Source organism: Alicyclobacillus sendaiensis NBRC 100866 (assembly GCF_001552675.1).
Lineage (GTDB): Bacteria > Bacillota > Bacilli > Alicyclobacillales > Alicyclobacillaceae > Alicyclobacillus > Alicyclobacillus sendaiensis.
Map to the genome: position 1 here is coordinate 13584 of NZ_BCRQ01000001.1, position 14639 is coordinate 28222.

General features: G+C 61.6%; 25 protein-coding genes. All 25 read left to right on the forward strand.

The features are described 5' to 3' along the window. The first annotated feature begins 39 nt into the window (after positions 1-39). Positions 40-510 carry a 30S ribosomal protein S7 gene (rpsG, locus tag AS26_RS00070; protein ID WP_062305126.1) on the forward strand — a complete coding sequence of 157 codons (471 nt, stop codon included), beginning with the start codon at positions 40-42 and terminating at the stop codon, positions 508-510. A gap of 28 nt (positions 511-538) precedes the next feature. Continuing rightward, positions 539-2614, forward strand: a complete 2076-nt coding sequence (gene fusA, locus AS26_RS00075; RefSeq protein ID WP_062305129.1) for an elongation factor G — start codon at positions 539-541, stop codon at positions 2612-2614. 13 nt (positions 2615-2627) lie between these two features. Then, positions 2628-3815 carry an elongation factor Tu gene (gene tuf, locus AS26_RS00080; RefSeq protein ID WP_062305132.1) on the forward strand — a complete coding sequence of 396 codons (1188 nt, stop codon included), beginning with the start codon at positions 2628-2630 and terminating at the stop codon, positions 3813-3815. Positions 3816-4084: 269 nt separating this feature from the next. After that, positions 4085-4393, forward strand: a complete 309-nt coding sequence (gene rpsJ / locus AS26_RS00085; protein ID WP_008339792.1) for a 30S ribosomal protein S10 — start codon at positions 4085-4087, stop codon at positions 4391-4393. Positions 4394-4447: 54 nt separating this feature from the next. Next, positions 4448-5083 carry a 50S ribosomal protein L3 gene (gene rplC / locus AS26_RS00090; protein ID WP_083515927.1) on the forward strand — a complete coding sequence of 212 codons (636 nt, stop codon included), beginning with the start codon at positions 4448-4450 and terminating at the stop codon, positions 5081-5083. A 28-nt stretch (positions 5084-5111) separates the two neighbouring features. Further along, a complete protein-coding gene (gene rplD, locus AS26_RS00095) occupies positions 5112-5732 on the forward strand; it encodes a 50S ribosomal protein L4 (protein WP_062305133.1) in 621 nt (206 codons plus the stop codon). Next, positions 5732-6019 carry a 50S ribosomal protein L23 gene (gene rplW / locus AS26_RS00100; protein WP_012811930.1) on the forward strand — a complete coding sequence of 96 codons (288 nt, stop codon included), beginning with the start codon at positions 5732-5734 and terminating at the stop codon, positions 6017-6019. The genes rplD and rplW overlap by 1 nt, the downstream gene beginning before the upstream one ends. Positions 6020-6050: 31 nt before the next feature. Continuing rightward, a complete protein-coding gene (gene rplB / locus AS26_RS00105; protein ID WP_062305137.1) occupies positions 6051-6881 on the forward strand; it encodes a 50S ribosomal protein L2 in 831 nt (276 codons plus the stop codon). Positions 6882-6920: 39 nt separating this feature from the next. Then, positions 6921-7202, forward strand: a complete 282-nt coding sequence (gene rpsS, locus AS26_RS00110) for a 30S ribosomal protein S19 (protein ID WP_008339784.1) — start codon at positions 6921-6923, stop codon at positions 7200-7202. Between the two features lie 62 nt (positions 7203-7264). Next, complete coding sequence (gene rplV, locus AS26_RS00115; RefSeq protein ID WP_062305140.1) at positions 7265-7621, forward strand: 50S ribosomal protein L22; 357 nt, start codon at positions 7265-7267, stop codon at positions 7619-7621. A gap of 15 nt (positions 7622-7636) precedes the next feature. After that, positions 7637-8317 (forward strand): 30S ribosomal protein S3, encoded by a 681-nt coding sequence (gene rpsC / locus AS26_RS00120; RefSeq protein WP_062305143.1) that lies wholly within the window; start codon positions 7637-7639, stop codon positions 8315-8317. A 6-nt stretch (positions 8318-8323) separates the two neighbouring features. Then, a complete protein-coding gene (gene rplP, locus AS26_RS00125; RefSeq protein WP_008339779.1) occupies positions 8324-8761 on the forward strand; it encodes a 50S ribosomal protein L16 in 438 nt (145 codons plus the stop codon). Further along, positions 8748-8945: a 50S ribosomal protein L29 gene (gene rpmC / locus AS26_RS00130; protein WP_008339776.1), complete on the forward strand. Its 198-nt coding sequence runs from the start codon at positions 8748-8750 to the stop codon at positions 8943-8945. The genes rplP and rpmC overlap by 14 nt, the downstream gene beginning before the upstream one ends. Before the next feature lie 20 nt (positions 8946-8965). Next, positions 8966-9235, forward strand: coding sequence for a 30S ribosomal protein S17 (gene rpsQ, locus AS26_RS00135; protein WP_062305146.1), 270 nt, complete (start codon positions 8966-8968; stop codon positions 9233-9235). Between the two features lie 31 nt (positions 9236-9266). Continuing rightward, entirely contained in the window at positions 9267-9635 is a 369-nt protein-coding gene (gene rplN / locus AS26_RS00140; RefSeq protein WP_062305149.1) for a 50S ribosomal protein L14, read from the forward strand. Between the two features lie 38 nt (positions 9636-9673). Continuing rightward, positions 9674-9985, forward strand: coding sequence for a 50S ribosomal protein L24 (gene rplX / locus AS26_RS00145; RefSeq protein ID WP_035469237.1), 312 nt, complete (start codon positions 9674-9676; stop codon positions 9983-9985). Positions 9986-10012: 27 nt separating this feature from the next. Further along, positions 10013-10552 carry a 50S ribosomal protein L5 gene (rplE, locus tag AS26_RS00150; protein ID WP_083515928.1) on the forward strand — a complete coding sequence of 180 codons (540 nt, stop codon included), beginning with the start codon at positions 10013-10015 and terminating at the stop codon, positions 10550-10552. Between the two features lie 19 nt (positions 10553-10571). After that, a complete protein-coding gene (locus tag AS26_RS00155) occupies positions 10572-10757 on the forward strand; it encodes a type Z 30S ribosomal protein S14 (protein WP_008339767.1) in 186 nt (61 codons plus the stop codon). Positions 10758-10784: 27 nt separating this feature from the next. Beyond that, complete coding sequence (gene rpsH / locus AS26_RS00160; protein WP_062305151.1) at positions 10785-11180, forward strand: 30S ribosomal protein S8; 396 nt, start codon at positions 10785-10787, stop codon at positions 11178-11180. Between the two features lie 25 nt (positions 11181-11205). After that, positions 11206-11745, forward strand: a complete 540-nt coding sequence (gene rplF / locus AS26_RS00165) for a 50S ribosomal protein L6 (protein ID WP_062305154.1) — start codon at positions 11206-11208, stop codon at positions 11743-11745. Between the two features lie 39 nt (positions 11746-11784). Further along, positions 11785-12144, forward strand: a complete 360-nt coding sequence (gene rplR, locus AS26_RS00170; protein ID WP_062305156.1) for a 50S ribosomal protein L18 — start codon at positions 11785-11787, stop codon at positions 12142-12144. Between the two features lie 24 nt (positions 12145-12168). Further along, positions 12169-12663 carry a 30S ribosomal protein S5 gene (gene rpsE, locus AS26_RS00175; RefSeq protein ID WP_062305158.1) on the forward strand — a complete coding sequence of 165 codons (495 nt, stop codon included), beginning with the start codon at positions 12169-12171 and terminating at the stop codon, positions 12661-12663. Between the two features lie 16 nt (positions 12664-12679). Next, complete coding sequence (gene rpmD / locus AS26_RS00180; protein ID WP_014465720.1) at positions 12680-12868, forward strand: 50S ribosomal protein L30; 189 nt, start codon at positions 12680-12682, stop codon at positions 12866-12868. 16 nt (positions 12869-12884) lie between these two features. Then, the gene (rplO, locus tag AS26_RS00185) at positions 12885-13328 is read left to right on the forward strand and encodes a 50S ribosomal protein L15 (protein ID WP_062305159.1); all 444 of its coding nucleotides are present in this window, start codon (positions 12885-12887) and stop codon (positions 13326-13328) included. A gap of 1 nt (position 13329) precedes the next feature. Next, a complete protein-coding gene (gene secY, locus AS26_RS00190) occupies positions 13330-14622 on the forward strand; it encodes a preprotein translocase subunit SecY (RefSeq protein ID WP_062305161.1) in 1293 nt (430 codons plus the stop codon). Positions 14623-14639 lie beyond the last annotated feature (17 nt).

Below are 14639 nucleotides of genomic sequence, written 5' to 3' on the forward strand. Positions count from 1 at the left end.
GCGCGAGCGTGCCGACGAGTTTGGAAAGGAGGGGGCAGTGTGCCGAGAAAGGGGCCCGTCCCAAAGCGTGACGTGTTGCCGGATCCCGTGTACAACAATAAGTTGGTCGCCCGCCTGATCAACAAGGTGATGGTCGACGGGAAGAAGGGCATCGCGGAGCGCATTGTGTACAAAGCGTTTGATATCATTCGGGAGCGCACCGGCAAGGACCCGATGGAGGTCTTTGAGGCGGCGCTGAAGAATGTGATGCCCGTGCTGGAGGTCAAGGCTCGCCGCGTGGGCGGATCGAACTATCAGGTGCCCGTCGAGGTGCGGCCGGAGCGCCGCGTTTCGCTCGGTCTCCGCTGGCTGGTTCAGTATGCCCGTTTGCGGAGCGAGAAAGGCATGGAGTATCGCCTGGCCGCCGAGCTGATGGATGCCGCCAACAATACGGGTGGCGCAGTCCGCAAGCGCGAGGACACGCACCGCATGGCGGAAGCCAACAAGGCGTTCGCGCATTACCGCTGGTAATCTGAATGGTTAGAAGGGAGGCGGCGCGATGGCACGCGCATTCCCGCTCGAGAAGACGCGGAATATCGGCATCATTGCTCACATCGATGCCGGTAAGACCACCACGACCGAGCGTATCCTGTTTTACACTGGCCGCGTCCACAAGATCGGCGAAGTGCACGAAGGTGCCGCGACGATGGACTGGATGGTCCAGGAGCAGGAGCGCGGAATCACCATCACGTCCGCCGCTACGACCTGTCAGTGGAAGGGGCACCGCATCAACATCATCGACACGCCAGGCCACGTGGACTTCACGGTCGAGGTGGAACGTTCCCTGCGCGTGCTCGACGGTGCGGTAGCCGTCTTCGACGCCAAAATGGGCGTCGAGCCCCAGTCCGAGACGGTGTGGCGGCAGGCTGACAAGTATCGCGTTCCCCGTATCGCCTACGTCAACAAGATGGACATTGTGGGCGCTGACTTCCTCGGATGCGTCGAGCAGATGAGGAAGCGCCTCGGTGCGAAGGCGGTCCCGATTCAGCTGCCTATCGGCGCGGAGGACACCTTCAAGGGTATGGTCGATCTCATTGAGATGAAGGCCATCATCTACACGGACGATCTCGGCACACGCGCCGAGAATACGGACATCCCGCCGGAGCTGCAGGCGCTCGCGGAGGAGAAGCGCACCGAGATGATCGAGGCCGTCGCCGAGGTCAACGAGGAGCTCATGATGAAGTACCTCGAGGGCGAGGAGTTGACGGTCGAAGAGATCAAGACGGGGCTCCGTGAGGGCACCTGCAAAGGAATTCTCTTCCCGGTTCTGTGCGGTTCGTCCTACCGCAACAAGGGCGTTCAGCCGATGCTGGACGCGGTTGTGGAGTATCTCCCGGCGCCGAACGACATCCCGGCCATCCGCGGCTTCACGCCGGACGGGCAAGAGGTGGAGCGGCATTCATCCGACGATGAGCCGTTCGCGGCGCTCGCGTTCAAGATTATGAGCGATCCGTTCGTCGGGAAGCTCGCCTTCTTCCGGGTGTACTCCGGCACGCTGCAGTCGGGATCGTACGTGCTGAACTCGACGAAGGGCAAGCGCGAGCGGATTGGCCGCATCCTTCAGATGCACGCCAATCACCGCGAGGAGATCGACGAGGTGTACGCGGGCGACATCGCGGCAGCGGTGGGCCTCAAGGACACGACGACGGGCGACACGCTGTGTGATGAGAAGAACGTCGTCATCCTGGAGTCGATGGACTTCCCGGATCCGGTGATCTCCGTCTCCATCGAGCCGAAGACGAAGGCCGATCAGGACAAGATGGCCCTCGCGCTTCAAAAGCTCGCGGAGGAGGACCCCACGTTCCGCACCTACACGGACCAGGAGACGGGTCAGACCATCATCCAGGGCATGGGCGAGTTGCACCTCGAGATTATCGTCGACCGCATGCAGCGCGAGTTCAAGGTCGAGTGCAACGTCGGCAAGCCTCAGGTCGCATACCGCGAGACCATCACGAAGCGCGTCGACCAAGAGGGCCGTTTCGTGCGGCAGTCCGGTGGGCGCGGCCAGTATGGTCACGTCAAGATCATCCTGGAGCCGCTCGAACGCGGACAGGGCTTCGTGTTTGAGAACAAGATCGTCGGCGGTGTGGTGCCGAAGGAGTACATCCCCGCGGTCGAAGAAGGCATTCAGGAGGCCATGCGGAACGGCGTGCTGGCGGGTTATCCGCTGGTGGACATCAAGGCCACGCTGTACGATGGTTCGTACCACGAGGTCGACTCCAGCGAGATGGCCTTCAAAATCGCCGGTTCGATGGCGCTCAAGGCAGGCGCCGAGAAGGCGGATCCCATCCTGCTCGAGCCCGTCATGCGTGTCGAGGTGACGGTGCCCGAGGAGTACATGGGCGATATCCTGGGCGACATCAACGCCCGCCGCGGCCGGGTGGAAGGCATGGAGACGCGCGGCAACGCGAGCGTCATCCGGGCCTATGTGCCGCTGGCTGAGATGTTTGGTTATTCCACCTCTCTGCGCTCGCGCACGCAAGGGCGCGGCACCTATTCCATGGAACTCGCGTATTACGACGAGGTCCCGCGGAATGTCGCAGAGGGGATTATCAAGAAGAATAAAGGCGAATAAGGAGTGAGCTCTGGTGGCTAAGGAGAAATTTGAGCGCACGAAACCCCACGTCAACATTGGCACCATTGGCCACGTCGACCACGGGAAGACCACGTTGACCGCTGCCATCACGACCGTGTTGGCTTCGAAGGGCAAGGCGAAGGCGCAGCGTTACGAGGATATCGATAAGGCTCCGGAGGAGCGCGAGCGCGGTATCACCATCAACACGGCGCACGTCGAGTATGAGACGGACAAGCGTCACTACGCGCACGTCGACTGCCCTGGGCACGCTGACTACGTGAAGAACATGATCACCGGTGCTGCGCAGATGGACGGCGCCATCCTCGTGGTGTCCGCTGCGGACGGCCCGATGCCGCAGACCCGTGAGCACATCCTCCTGTCCCGTCAGGTGGGTGTCCCGTACATCGTGGTGTTCCTCAACAAGTGCGACATGGTGGACGACGAGGAGCTGCTCGATCTCGTCGAGATGGAGGTCCGCGAGCTTCTCAACGAGTACGAGTTCCCCGGCGACGACGTCCCGGTGATTCGCGGCTCTGCGCTGAAGGCGCTCGAGGGCGATCCGCAGTGGGTTGCGAAGATCGAAGAGCTGATGAACGCGGTGGACGAGTACATCCCGACGCCGGAGCGCGACACCTCGAAGCCGTTCCTGATGCCGGTTGAGGACGTGTTCACCATCACCGGCCGCGGTACGGTTGCGACGGGACGCGTGGAGCGCGGCACGCTGAAGGTTGGCGATGAGGTCGAGATCGTCGGCCTGCGCGAGGAGCGCCGCAAGACGGTCGCGACGGGTATCGAGATGTTCCGCAAGCTCCTCGATGAGGCGCAGGCGGGTGACAACATCGGTGCGCTGCTCCGCGGTGTGGAGCGCAAGGACGTCGAGCGCGGCCAGGTGCTGTGCAAGCCCGGCAGCATCAACCCGCACACGAAGTTCGAGGCTGAGGTTTACGTCCTGACGAAGGAAGAAGGTGGCCGTCACACACCGTTCTTCAACGGCTATCGGCCGCAGTTCTACTTCCGCACGACGGACGTCACGGGCGTGGTTCAACTGCCGGAGGGCACCGAGATGGTGATGCCTGGCGACAACGTGTCGATGACAGTGGAGCTCATTGCGCCCATCGCTGTCGAGGAAGGGACGCGCTTCTCCATCCGCGAGGGCGGCCGCACGGTTGGCGCTGGCGTCGTGACGAAGATCGTCCAATAAGGCGAACGAAAGAAATTGAAACGGGCTGTGAATGAGAAGGCGGTCGACAGGCCGCCTTCTCGCTTGTCGAGGACATGGCGCGCGCGGCGAGAGGGTCGAGCTGGCACAAGTCTTGTCAGCGCACCGCGCCTCTAGTATAATATCGAGCGTTGGTCTCTGAAGGCGATGAGGCGGAAGGTTGCCCATGTGTCCAGCGCCATATGGGATACCGCTGGGGGAATTTCCGCGGAGTATGTCCAACAAATTGGGCGACAAAGGAGGGAAAACATATGGCGAAGCAAAAGATCCGGATCCGCCTGAAGGCGTACGATCACACGGTATTGGATCAATCCGCGGAGCGCATCGTCGAAACGGCGAAACGTTCGGGTGCAAAGGTGTCTGGGCCCGTGCCGCTTCCGACGGATCGCGAGCTGTACACGATTCTGCGCGCTCCTCACAAGTACAAGGATTCGCGTGAGCAGTTTGAGATTCGCACGCATAAGCGGTTGATCGACATTCACAATCCGACGCCGCAGACGGTGGATGCGCTCATGCGCCTCGATCTGCCATCGGGTGTGGACATTGAGATCAAGCTTTGATCATAGGGTGAAACGCGTGGGTGCGTTGTAACGTGCGACGAGGAGGTGCACGCTTTGAAAGGGATTCTCGGGCGCAAGCTCGGCATGACGCAGGTCTTCACGGAGGACGGCGACGTCGTGCCGGTCACGGTGATTGAAGCGGGCCCGTGCGTCGTGCTCCAGAAGCGCGTCCTGGACAAGGACGGCTACGAGGCGATTCAGCTGGGCTTTGCGGACAAGAAGGCGAGCCGCGCGACCAAGCCGGAAGTGGGTCATGCGGCGAAGGCTGGGACGGCTCCGAAGCGGTATATCCGTGAGATCCGCGGCGTGAACGTGGAGGAGTACGAGGTCGGACAACAGTTGAAGGCGGACATCTTTGCGCCGGGCGACATCGTGGATGTGACGGGCGTGTCGAAGGGCAAGGGGTTTGCCGGTCCGATTAAGCGCCACAATCAGCACCGCGGACCAATGGCTCACGGTTCGAAGTACCATCGCGGCGTGGGTTCGCTCGGTTCCATCGCGCCGAACCGTACCTTTAAGGGTCAGACCATGGCGGGTCGCATGGGTGGCGAGCGTGTGACGGTGCAAAACCTCGAAGTGGTCAAGGTGGACCCGGAGAAGAACGTGATTCTGATCAAGGGTTCCGTTCCTGGGCCGCGGAATTCGTTCGTGACGATTCGATCGGCTGTGAAGCAGCCAGCCAAGAAGTGAGGAGCCTGACCGAAGGGAGGAAGACGACATGCCGACAGTGGCTGTATTGAACACGGCCGGCCAGCAGGTGGGCGAGATCGAGTTGAACGACAAGATCTTCGGCGCTCCGATTCGGCCGGACCTCATGCATATCGTGGTCCTGCAGTATCTCGCCGCTCGGCGCCGGGGGACGCACAAGACGAAGACTCGTGCGGAAGTTTCCGGCGGTGGGCGTAAGCCTTGGCGCCAGAAGGGAACGGGTCGGGCGCGCCAGGGCAGCATTCGTGCTCCGCAATGGCGGGGTGGCGGTGTCGTGCATGGCCCGGTGCCGCGTTCGTACGCGTTCAAGGTCCCGAAGAAGGTGCGGCGCGCTGCGCTGTACAGCGCTCTGTCTTCGAAGGTCCAGGAAGGCAAGCTTGTCGTGGTGGAAGGGCTTGAGTTGGAACGGCCGAAGACGAAGGACATGGTGGGCGTGCTGCGCAACCTGAACGTCGAGAAGGCGCTCATCATCGACGGCGAGAAGAAGGAGCCTGTCTATCTCTCGGCGCGCAACATTCCGAACGTGAAGTACATGGAGGCCGCGGGTCTCAACGTGTATGAACTCCTCCGTCACGACCATCTCGTGCTGACCAAGGACGCCGTTCAGAAGGTGGAGGAGGTGTTCGCCTGATGGATCCGCGCGATTTGATCAAGCGCCCGATTATCACGGAGCGCTCGACGGAATTGATGGAAGAGAACAAGTACGTGTTCGAGGTCGATCGCCGCGCCAACAAGGTGGAGATCCGCAAGGCGATTGAAAAGCTGTTCGACGTTCAGGTGGAGTCCGTCCACACCATGAACGTTCGCGGGAAGAAGAAGCGGGTCGGGAAGTTTGTCGGCCGTACGCCGGACTGGAAGAAAGCCATCGTGAAGCTGAAGCCCGGCTCGAAGACGATCGATTTCTTCGGCGAGTCGTGATCGGAGTCCATAGACAAAGGAGGTCGTCTTGATGGGGATCAAGAAGTATCGCCCGACTTCTCCCGGCCGCCGCTTCATGTCGGTCTCGACGTTCGAAGAGATCACGACGGATACGCCGGAGAGGTCGCTGCTCGTCCCGCTGAAAAAGAAGGCGGGCCGCAACAACCAGGGCCGCATCACCGTGCGCCATCGCGGCGGCGGGCACAAGCGGATGTACCGCATCATTGACTTCAAGCGCAACAAGGACGGCGTGCCGGCAAAGGTCGCGACCATCGAATACGATCCGAACCGGTCCGCGCGCATCGCGCTGCTTCACTACCTGGACGGCGAGAAGCGCTATATCATCGCGCCGCACGGACTGAAGGTTGGCGACGTGGTGATGAGCGGAGAGGACGTGGACATCCGCGTCGGCAACGCTTTGCCGCTTCGGTCCATCCCGGTGGGCACCATCATCCACAACATCGAGCTCTACCCGGGACACGGCGGGCAACTGGCTCGTGCGGCAGGCGCAAGCGCCCAGCTGATGGCGAAGGAAGGCGACTACGCGCAGGTGCGCCTCTCCTCTGGCGAGGTCCGGAAGATCCTGTTGTCTTGCCGAGCGACGATCGGTCAGGTCGGGAACCTGGACCACGAAAATATCACCCTGGGCAAGGCTGGGCGCAGCCGCTGGTTGGGCCGCAGGCCGACGGTCCGCGGTTCCGCGATGAACCCGGTGGATCACCCGCACGGCGGTGGCGAGGGCAAGGCGCCGATTGGCCGCAAATCGCCGATGTCGCCATGGGGTAAGCCCACGCTTGGCAAGAAGACGCGAAAGAAGAACCATCCGACCGACAAGTACATCGTGCGTCGGCGCACGAAGTAATTCGACAGTCAGGTTGAATTGGAAGGGAGGTCGCTCGCAGTGGGTCGTTCTCTGAAGAAGGGTCCGTTCTGTGACGCCCATCTCATGAAGAAGGTCGAGGCGCTGAACGCCTCCGGGGAGAAAAAGGTCATCAAGACGTGGTCGCGCCGCTCGACCATTTTCCCGCAATTCGTGGGGCACACCTTCGCGGTGCATGACGGCCGCAAGCACGTGCCGGTGTATGTGACGGAGGATATGGTCGGACACAAGCTCGGCGAGTTCGTTCCAACCCGCACATTCCGCGGTCATGCCGGAGATGAGAAGTCGTCGCGCTCGCGTTGACGCTTGAAAGAACATAGGCCGCTGGCACGCGCGTGACCAGCGCCGAAGGAGGAGGTCGTGTCATGGCATCGACGCAGTCGGAAACGCGGACGGCTCGCGCGGTGGCGCGCTATCTTCGCATCGCCCCGCGGAAGGCTCGCCTGGTGGTGGACTTGGTGCGCGGGAAGAACGTGCAAGAGGCGCTCGCCATTTTGAAGTTCACTCCGCGCGCGGCTTCGCCCCTGGTGGAGAAAGTGCTTCGGTCCGCGATTGCGAACGCTGAGAACAATCACAATATGGACGTGGATAAGCTCTATATCAAAGCGATCTACGTCGACGAGGGGCCGACGCTGAAGCGCTGGCATCCCCGCGCTCAGGGCCGTGCCTTCAGCATTCTCAAGCGCACGAGCCACATCACCGTCGTCCTGGCGGAACGGTAAGGAGGGATTGCCTGCATGGGACAAAAAGTCAACCCGATCGGCCTTCGGATTGGGATCATCCGAGACTGGGAAGCGAAATGGTACGCCAATAAGAAGGATTATCAGGAGCTGCTTCACGAGGATCTCAAAATCCGCAACTACGTCATGCAGCGCCTGAAGGACGCCGCGGTTGGTTCGGTCGAGATCGAGCGCGCCGCGAATCGGATCAACGTGACGATTCACACGGCGAAGCCTGGCATGGTCATCGGCAAGGGAGGCCAGGAGGTCGACGCGCTGCGCAACGAGCTGAATAAGCTGACAGGGAAGCGCGTCCACATCTCGATCTCGGAAATCAAGCAACCGGACCTGTGCGCGAAACTCGTCGCGGAGAGCATCGCGCAACAGCTTGAGCGGCGCGTGGCGTTCCGGCGTGCGATGAAGCAGGCCATTCAGCGGTCGATGCGCGCGGGAGCGAAGGGCGTCCGGGTGCAGGTCTCGGGCCGATTGGGTGGCGCGGAGATTGCGCGCACGGAGGGCTACGTCGAGGGGACGGTTCCTCTGCAGACCCTTCGAGCGGACATCGACTATGCGCTCGCTGAGGCGCATACCACGTATGGCCGGATCGGCGTGAAAGTCTGGATCTACCGGGGAGAAGTGTTGCCGAAGCGGAAGAACGCCCAGGCGGAGGCGGCTTCTGAAGCGGTTCAAGGAGGTTGATGGACGATGTTGATGCCAAAGCGCGTGAAGTACCGCAAGGAACATCGCGGTCGCCTGAAGGGGCGCGCGAAGGGCGGACGGACAGTCGCGTTTGGCGACTACGGGCTGGTGGCGCTGGAGCCCGCCTGGGTGACGAACCGGCAGATTGAGGCTGCCCGTATCGCGATGACGCGTTACATGCGCCGCGGTGGCAAGGTGTGGATTAAGATCTTCCCGTCCAAGCCCGTGACGAAGAAACCTGCGGAGACGCGCATGGGTAGTGGTAAGGGTTCACCCGAGATGTGGGTGGCCGTGGTGAAGCCGGGGCGCGTGCTGTTTGAAGTGGCCGGCGTGAGCGAAGAGGTTGCGCGCGAAGCGATGCGACTTGCCGCGCATAAGCTGCCGATCAAGTGCAAGTTCGTGACTCGTGAAGAAGTGGGTGGTGACGCGAATGAAGGCAACTGAGCTTCGGAGTCTGAGTGACGAGGAGCTGAAGGCCCGGATTGATGGGCTGAAGGACGAGTTGTTCAACCTCCGCTTCCAACTCGCTACGGGTCAACTGGAGAATCCAATGCGCATTCGGCAGGTTCGCAAGGATATCGCGCGTGCGAAGACCATCCTGCGCCAACGCGAGTTGGGCATCGGCTGAGAGAGGGGAGGTTCTGGGACATGGCGGAGAACGAGCGCAATCAGCGCAAGGTGCGCGTCGGCAAGGTCGTGAGCGACAAGATGGATAAGACCATCGTGGTGGCGGTCGAGGAGCGCGTGATGCACCCGCTCTATGGCAAAACGGTCAGGCGCACGAAGAAGTTCAAGGCGCACGACGAGAACAACGAGGCGAAGGTCGGCGATGTCGTGCGGATTATGGAGACTCGGCCGCTCAGCAAGGAAAAGCGCTGGCGTCTGGTCGAGATTGTCGAGCGCGCGGAGATTGTGTGACCGAGCTGGCTGCTGAAGGGAGGATACGGCGATGATTCAACCGCAAACGCGGCTCGTGGTTGCGGACAACTCGGGTGCGAAGGAGATCATGTGCTTCCGTGTGCTCGGGGGTTCGAACCGAAAATACGCGAATATCGGCGATGTGATCGTGGCATCCGTCAAGACCGCAACACCCGGAGGCGTTGTCAAGAAGGGCGACGTGGTGAAGGCGGTCATCGTGCGGAGCAAGCGGGGCATCCGTCGGAGCGACGGCTCGTACATCCGATTCGACGAGAACGCGGCTGTCATTATCCGCGACGACAAGAGCCCGCGCGGCACGCGCATCTTTGGGCCGGTGGCGCGTGAGTTGCGCGATCGCGACTTCATGAAGATCATCTCGTTGGCACCTGAGGTGCTGTGACGGAACGAGCGCGAGGAGGGGGTGTGACCGTGCCAAAGCTGCGTGTGAAGACCGGCGATAAGGTGGTCGTGATCGCAGGCAAGGACAAGTCGAAGCAGGGGCGGATCCTGAAGGTGTATCCGAAGGAGGGCCGTGTGGTCGTCGAGGGCGTGAACATCGTGAAGCGCCACACGAAGCCGAATCCACAGCATCCCGAGGGCGGGATCGTGGAAAAAGAGGCCCCCATTCACGTGTCGAACGTGATGATTGTGGATCCCAAGACGGGCGAGCCCACGCGCGTAGGATACAAATTCCTCGAGGACGGGCGGAAGGTCCGGTACGCGAAAAAGTCTGGCGAAATCCTTGACTGAGTAGCCAGGTGAAGGGAGGGAACAGCGTTGGCTCGTTTGTTGGAGAAGTACCGGAATCAGGTGGTTCCGGCGCTGATGAAGCAGTTCAACTACAAGAATCCGCTGCAGGTGCCGCGGATTGAGAAGATTGTGATCAACATGGGGCTCGGCGAGGCGACGCAGAACCCGAAGGTGATTGACGCGGCAGTGGAAGACCTGCGCGCCATCTCCGGCCAGCAGCCGGTGGTCACGCGTGCGAAGAAGTCCATCGCGGGCTTCCGCCTGCGCCAGGGGATGCCGATTGGCGTGAAGGTCACCCTGCGCGGCGAGCGGATGTATCACTTCCTGGATAAGCTGATGAATCTCGCGCTTCCGCGCGTGCGCGACTTCAGGGGCGTGTCGCCGCGCTCGTTCGACGGCCGCGGGAACTACACGCTCGGCTTGCGTGAGCAGTTGATTTTCCCGGAGATCGACTACGACAAGATCGACAAGGTTCGGGGCCTGGAAGTCGTCGTGGTCACCACCGCGAAGACGGACGAAGAGGCGCGCGCGCTTCTGACCGAGCTGGGCATGCCGTTCCGCCAGTAATGGAAAGGGAGGTCCTACGGTGGCCAAGAAATCGATGATCATCAAGGCGCAGCGGAAGCCGAAGTTCAGCACCCGGGCGTATACGCGCTGCCGCATCTGCGGTCGGCCGCACTCGGTGTATCGCAAGTTCGGCGTGTGCCGCATCTGCTTCCGCGAGCTGGCATACAAGGGACAGTTGCCGGGCGTCAAGAAAGCCAGTTGGTAATCGGCAAGTGGAAGGAGGCGAGCTCGCATGATGACGGATCCGATTGCAGATATGCTCACGCGCATTCGCAACGCGAACCTCGTTCGGCACGAGAAGGTTGAGGTTCCGGCTTCCAAAGTAAAGCGCGCGATCGCGGAGATTTTGAAAAACGAGGGCTACATTCGGGATGCCGAGTACATCCAGGACGGCCCGCAGGGCACGATTCGGCTGTTCCTGAAGTATGGCAAGAACAACGAGCGCGTGATCACGGGTCTGAAGCGGATTTCCAAGCCGGGGCGCCGTGTGTACGTGGGCCACGAAGACCTGCCGCGCGTGCTCGGTGGACTCGGCATCGCGATTATCTCGACGTCGAAGGGGATCATGACGGATCGCGAGGCGCGCAAGCTTGGCGTCGGCGGCGAGGTCATTTGTTACGTGTGGTAAGTCGGGACGACGGGAGGTGCAGGGAATGTCTCGTATTGGTCGCAAGCCGATTCCGATCCCGGCGGGGGTCGAGGTGTCGGTCAACGGCACGGAAGTGACGGTGAAGGGGCCGAAGGGCCAGCTGTCTCGCCGCGTGCATCCAGAGATGAAGGTTACCGTTATGGACAATCAGGTCATCGTCGAACGCCCGTCCGATGAGAAGCTGCACCGCGCGCTGCACGGCACGACGCGCAGCGTGATCGCCAACATGGTCGAGGGCGTGACCAACGGGTACACGAAGAGCCTGGAGCTCGTGGGTGTCGGCTATCGTGCGGCGAAGCAGGGCAACAAGGTGACCCTCTCGGTCGGGTTCTCCCACCCGGTGGACCTCCCGCAGGTGGAGGGCATCGAAGTGGAAGTGCCGGCTCAGAACAAGATTGTCGTTCGGGGCATTGACAAGGAGCTCGTCGGCATTTACGCCGCCAAAGTGAGGTCCATCCGCCCGCCCGAGCCGTACAAGGGCAAGGGCATTCGTTACGAAGGGGAAAACGTGCGGCGCAAGGTCGGGAAGACCGGTAAGAAGTGATGCCGGCGGCTGCGCCGCGTGAGCAAAGGAGTGAACAGCGTGATTACGAAGCCAAACCGCAACGAAGCGCGCAAACGGCGTCACGTGCGGGTTCGGGCCAAGGTCTTCGGAACGCCCGAACGGCCGCGGCTGAACGTGTTCCGGTCGAATAAGCACATCTACGCGCAACTGATCGACGACACTGTGGGCCACACCATCGCGGCTGCGTCGAGCCTCGAGAAGGGCTTCGAAGGCAACGGTGGCAATGTGGAAGGCGCGCGGCAGGTGGGCCGCATGATTGCGGAGCGCGCCCTGGCCAAGGGCTACAAGAAAGTCGTGTTCGATCGCGGCGGGTACCTGTATCACGGGCGTGTGCGGGCGCTCGCGGACGCCGCGCGCGAAGCAGGGCTGGATTTCTAATCCCACAGGGAGGAAGGTGTACACGTGCGCATTGACCCGAATCAATTGGAGTTGACGGAGCGCGTTGTCCATGTGAACCGCGTCGCGAAGGTCGTGAAGGGCGGTCGGCGCTTTTCGTTCTCGGCGCTCGTCGTGGTGGGCGACGGTCACGGGCATGTGGGCGCGGGCCTCGGGAAGGCACAAGAGGTTCCGGACGCCATCCGCAAGGGCATCGAGGACGCGAAGAAGCACCTGATCGAGGTGCCCATCCAGAAGACGACCATTCCGCACGAGGCGCTCGGCCACTTCGGCGCGGGCAAGGTCCTCATCAAGCCGGCTCCCGCAGGTAGCGGCGTGATCGCGGGTGGTCCCGTGCGCGCCGTGCTCGAGTTGGCGGGGATCAAGGACATCGTGACCAAGTCGCTTGGGTCGAACAACCCCATCAACATGGTGCACGCGACCATCGACGCGCTGAAGCAGCTGAAGCGGCCTGAGGACGTCGCGCGGCTTCGCGGAAAGTCGCTTGAAGAGATTCTGTAAAGAGGAGGCGTACACGGTGGCGAAGAAGCTCGCAATTCGGCTCGTTCACAGCCCCAACGGACGCCAACCCGTGCAGCGCAAGACGGCCGCGGCACTCGGGTTCCGCAAGTTGTACCAGACGGTCGTGCGAGAAGATACGCCGGTCATTCGCGGCATGGTGAACCGCATTCGCCATCTGGTCGAAGTGACCGAGGTTGACGAGTGAGAGGGAGGTGTGACGGATGAAACTGCATGAGCTGAAGCCCGCTGAAGGTTCGAAGCACCGCAAGAAGCGCGTGGGCCGCGGAACGAGCTCCGGACACGGCAAGACGTCCACGCGCGGTACAAAGGGCCAGTGGGCGCGATCCGGCGGAGGCGTTCGCCCGGGATTCGAGGGTGGTCAGACGCCGCTGTTCCGCCGCCTGCCGAAGCGTGGTTTCACGAACGCGCGCTTCAAGAAGGTGTATGCGACGGTCAACGTGGAGCGCCTGAACGCTTTCCCAGCTGGGGCGGTGGTGACGCCGGAGCTGTTGCTCGAGCGCCGGATCATTCGTGAGCCGCTGGACGGTGTGAAGATTCTCGGCGAAGGCGAGTTGCAGGTGAGCCTGACGGTGAAAGCCCACGCGTTCTCATCCTCGGCGAAGGCGAAGATTGAGGCCGCGGGTGGTACCGTCGAGGTGATCTGACGTGTGGCAGGCCATCGCCAACCTATGGCGTCTGAAGCACCTGCGCAAACGCATCCTGTTTACGCTCATGGTTCTCGCCGTGTACCGGATTGGGACCTACATTCCGGTGCCCGGCATGAACGTGAGCGCGCTGAATGCGGGTGCCGGAAACAACGCGCTGTTCAGCTTGCTGAACATGTTCTCCGGCGGCGCATTCTATCGCTTTTCGATCTTCGCGATGAGTGTCACGCCGTACATCACCGCGTCGATCATCGTCCAGTTGTTGCAATCGGGCGTGATTCCGCGGTTTGAGGAGTGGCAGAAAGAGGGCGAATCGGGCCGGCAGAAGCTGACCCAGGTCACCCGCTACCTCACCGTGGCTCTCGGTCTGCTCCAGGCCGCGGGCTTCACGTACATGTTTGCGCGATCGGGGCTTTTGTTGCCGGGAGCCAACAACTGGTGGTCGTACGTCGTGATCGTCGTCACCTTGACGGCGGGCGACACGCTTCTCATGTGGTTCGGCGAGATGATCACGGAGAAGGGCGTCGGAAACGGTATCTCGCTTCTGATTTTCACGAGCATCCTGTCTCGCTTTTCGACCCTCGGGCAAGAGGTCTATGCGAACTGGTTCATGAACCAGTCGGGGCACCTCTTCCTCGGGATTTTGAAGACGCTGATCCTGATCGCGGGGATCGTCGTCATTTTTGCGCTGATCGTGTTTGTCCAGCAGGCGGAGCGAAAGATCCCGGTCCAGTACGCGAAGCGCGTGGTGGGGCGGACGGTGTATTCAGGCCAGCAGTCGTACATCCCCATCAAGTTGCTCGCAGCTGGCGTCATTCCGGTGATCTTTGCCATCTCGCTGCTGTTTCTGCCGTATACCATCGCGTCGTACTTTCAATCGCATCACTGGGCCGAGTTCATTCTGCGCTATTTGAGCCCGCAAACGGGTTGGTTCATGGGCGCGGAAGTGATTCTCATCATCCTGTTCACGTTCTTCTACACGCACGTCCAGATCAACCCGCAGCAGCTCGCAGAACAGCTGCAGAAGCACGCGGGTTTCATTCCGGGCGTGCGGCCTGGGCGCGAGACCGAGATGTATATCGTGAAGGTGATCAACCGGATCACCGTGTTCGGCTCCGTGTTCCTGGGCGTGATTTCCGTGTTGCCGTTCATTCTTCTGGGCGCCATGAACCTCACCGATTACAACATTCAGGGCACGTCGCTCATCATTCTCGTCGGTGTCGCGCTGCAGACGATGCAGCAGATGGAAGGCCAGTTGCTCCAGCGCCAGTACCGGGGATTCATCCGCGAGTGACGGAGCCAAGTGCTGGT

Coding starts and splice junctions, on each gene's coding strand:
- fusA (WP_062305129.1), top strand. CDS start 539: ATGGCACGCGCATTCCCGCTCGAGAAGACGCGGAATATCGGCATCATT.
- rpsJ (WP_008339792.1), top strand. CDS start 4,085: ATGGCGAAGCAAAAGATCCGGATCCGCCTGAAGGCGTACGATCACACG.
- rplD (WP_062305133.1), top strand. CDS start 5,112: ATGCCGACAGTGGCTGTATTGAACACGGCCGGCCAGCAGGTGGGCGAG.
- rplW (WP_012811930.1), top strand. CDS start 5,732: ATGGATCCGCGCGATTTGATCAAGCGCCCGATTATCACGGAGCGCTCG.
- rplB (WP_062305137.1), top strand. CDS start 6,051: ATGGGGATCAAGAAGTATCGCCCGACTTCTCCCGGCCGCCGCTTCATG.
- rplV (WP_062305140.1), top strand. CDS start 7,265: ATGGCATCGACGCAGTCGGAAACGCGGACGGCTCGCGCGGTGGCGCGC.
- rpsC (WP_062305143.1), top strand. CDS start 7,637: ATGGGACAAAAAGTCAACCCGATCGGCCTTCGGATTGGGATCATCCGA.
- rplP (WP_008339779.1), top strand. CDS start 8,324: ATGTTGATGCCAAAGCGCGTGAAGTACCGCAAGGAACATCGCGGTCGC.
- rpmC (WP_008339776.1), top strand. CDS start 8,748: ATGAAGGCAACTGAGCTTCGGAGTCTGAGTGACGAGGAGCTGAAGGCC.
- rpsQ (WP_062305146.1), top strand. CDS start 8,966: ATGGCGGAGAACGAGCGCAATCAGCGCAAGGTGCGCGTCGGCAAGGTC.
- rplN (WP_062305149.1), top strand. CDS start 9,267: ATGATTCAACCGCAAACGCGGCTCGTGGTTGCGGACAACTCGGGTGCG.
- rpsH (WP_062305151.1), top strand. CDS start 10,785: ATGATGACGGATCCGATTGCAGATATGCTCACGCGCATTCGCAACGCG.
- rplF (WP_062305154.1), top strand. CDS start 11,206: ATGTCTCGTATTGGTCGCAAGCCGATTCCGATCCCGGCGGGGGTCGAG.
- rplO (WP_062305159.1), top strand. CDS start 12,885: ATGAAACTGCATGAGCTGAAGCCCGCTGAAGGTTCGAAGCACCGCAAG.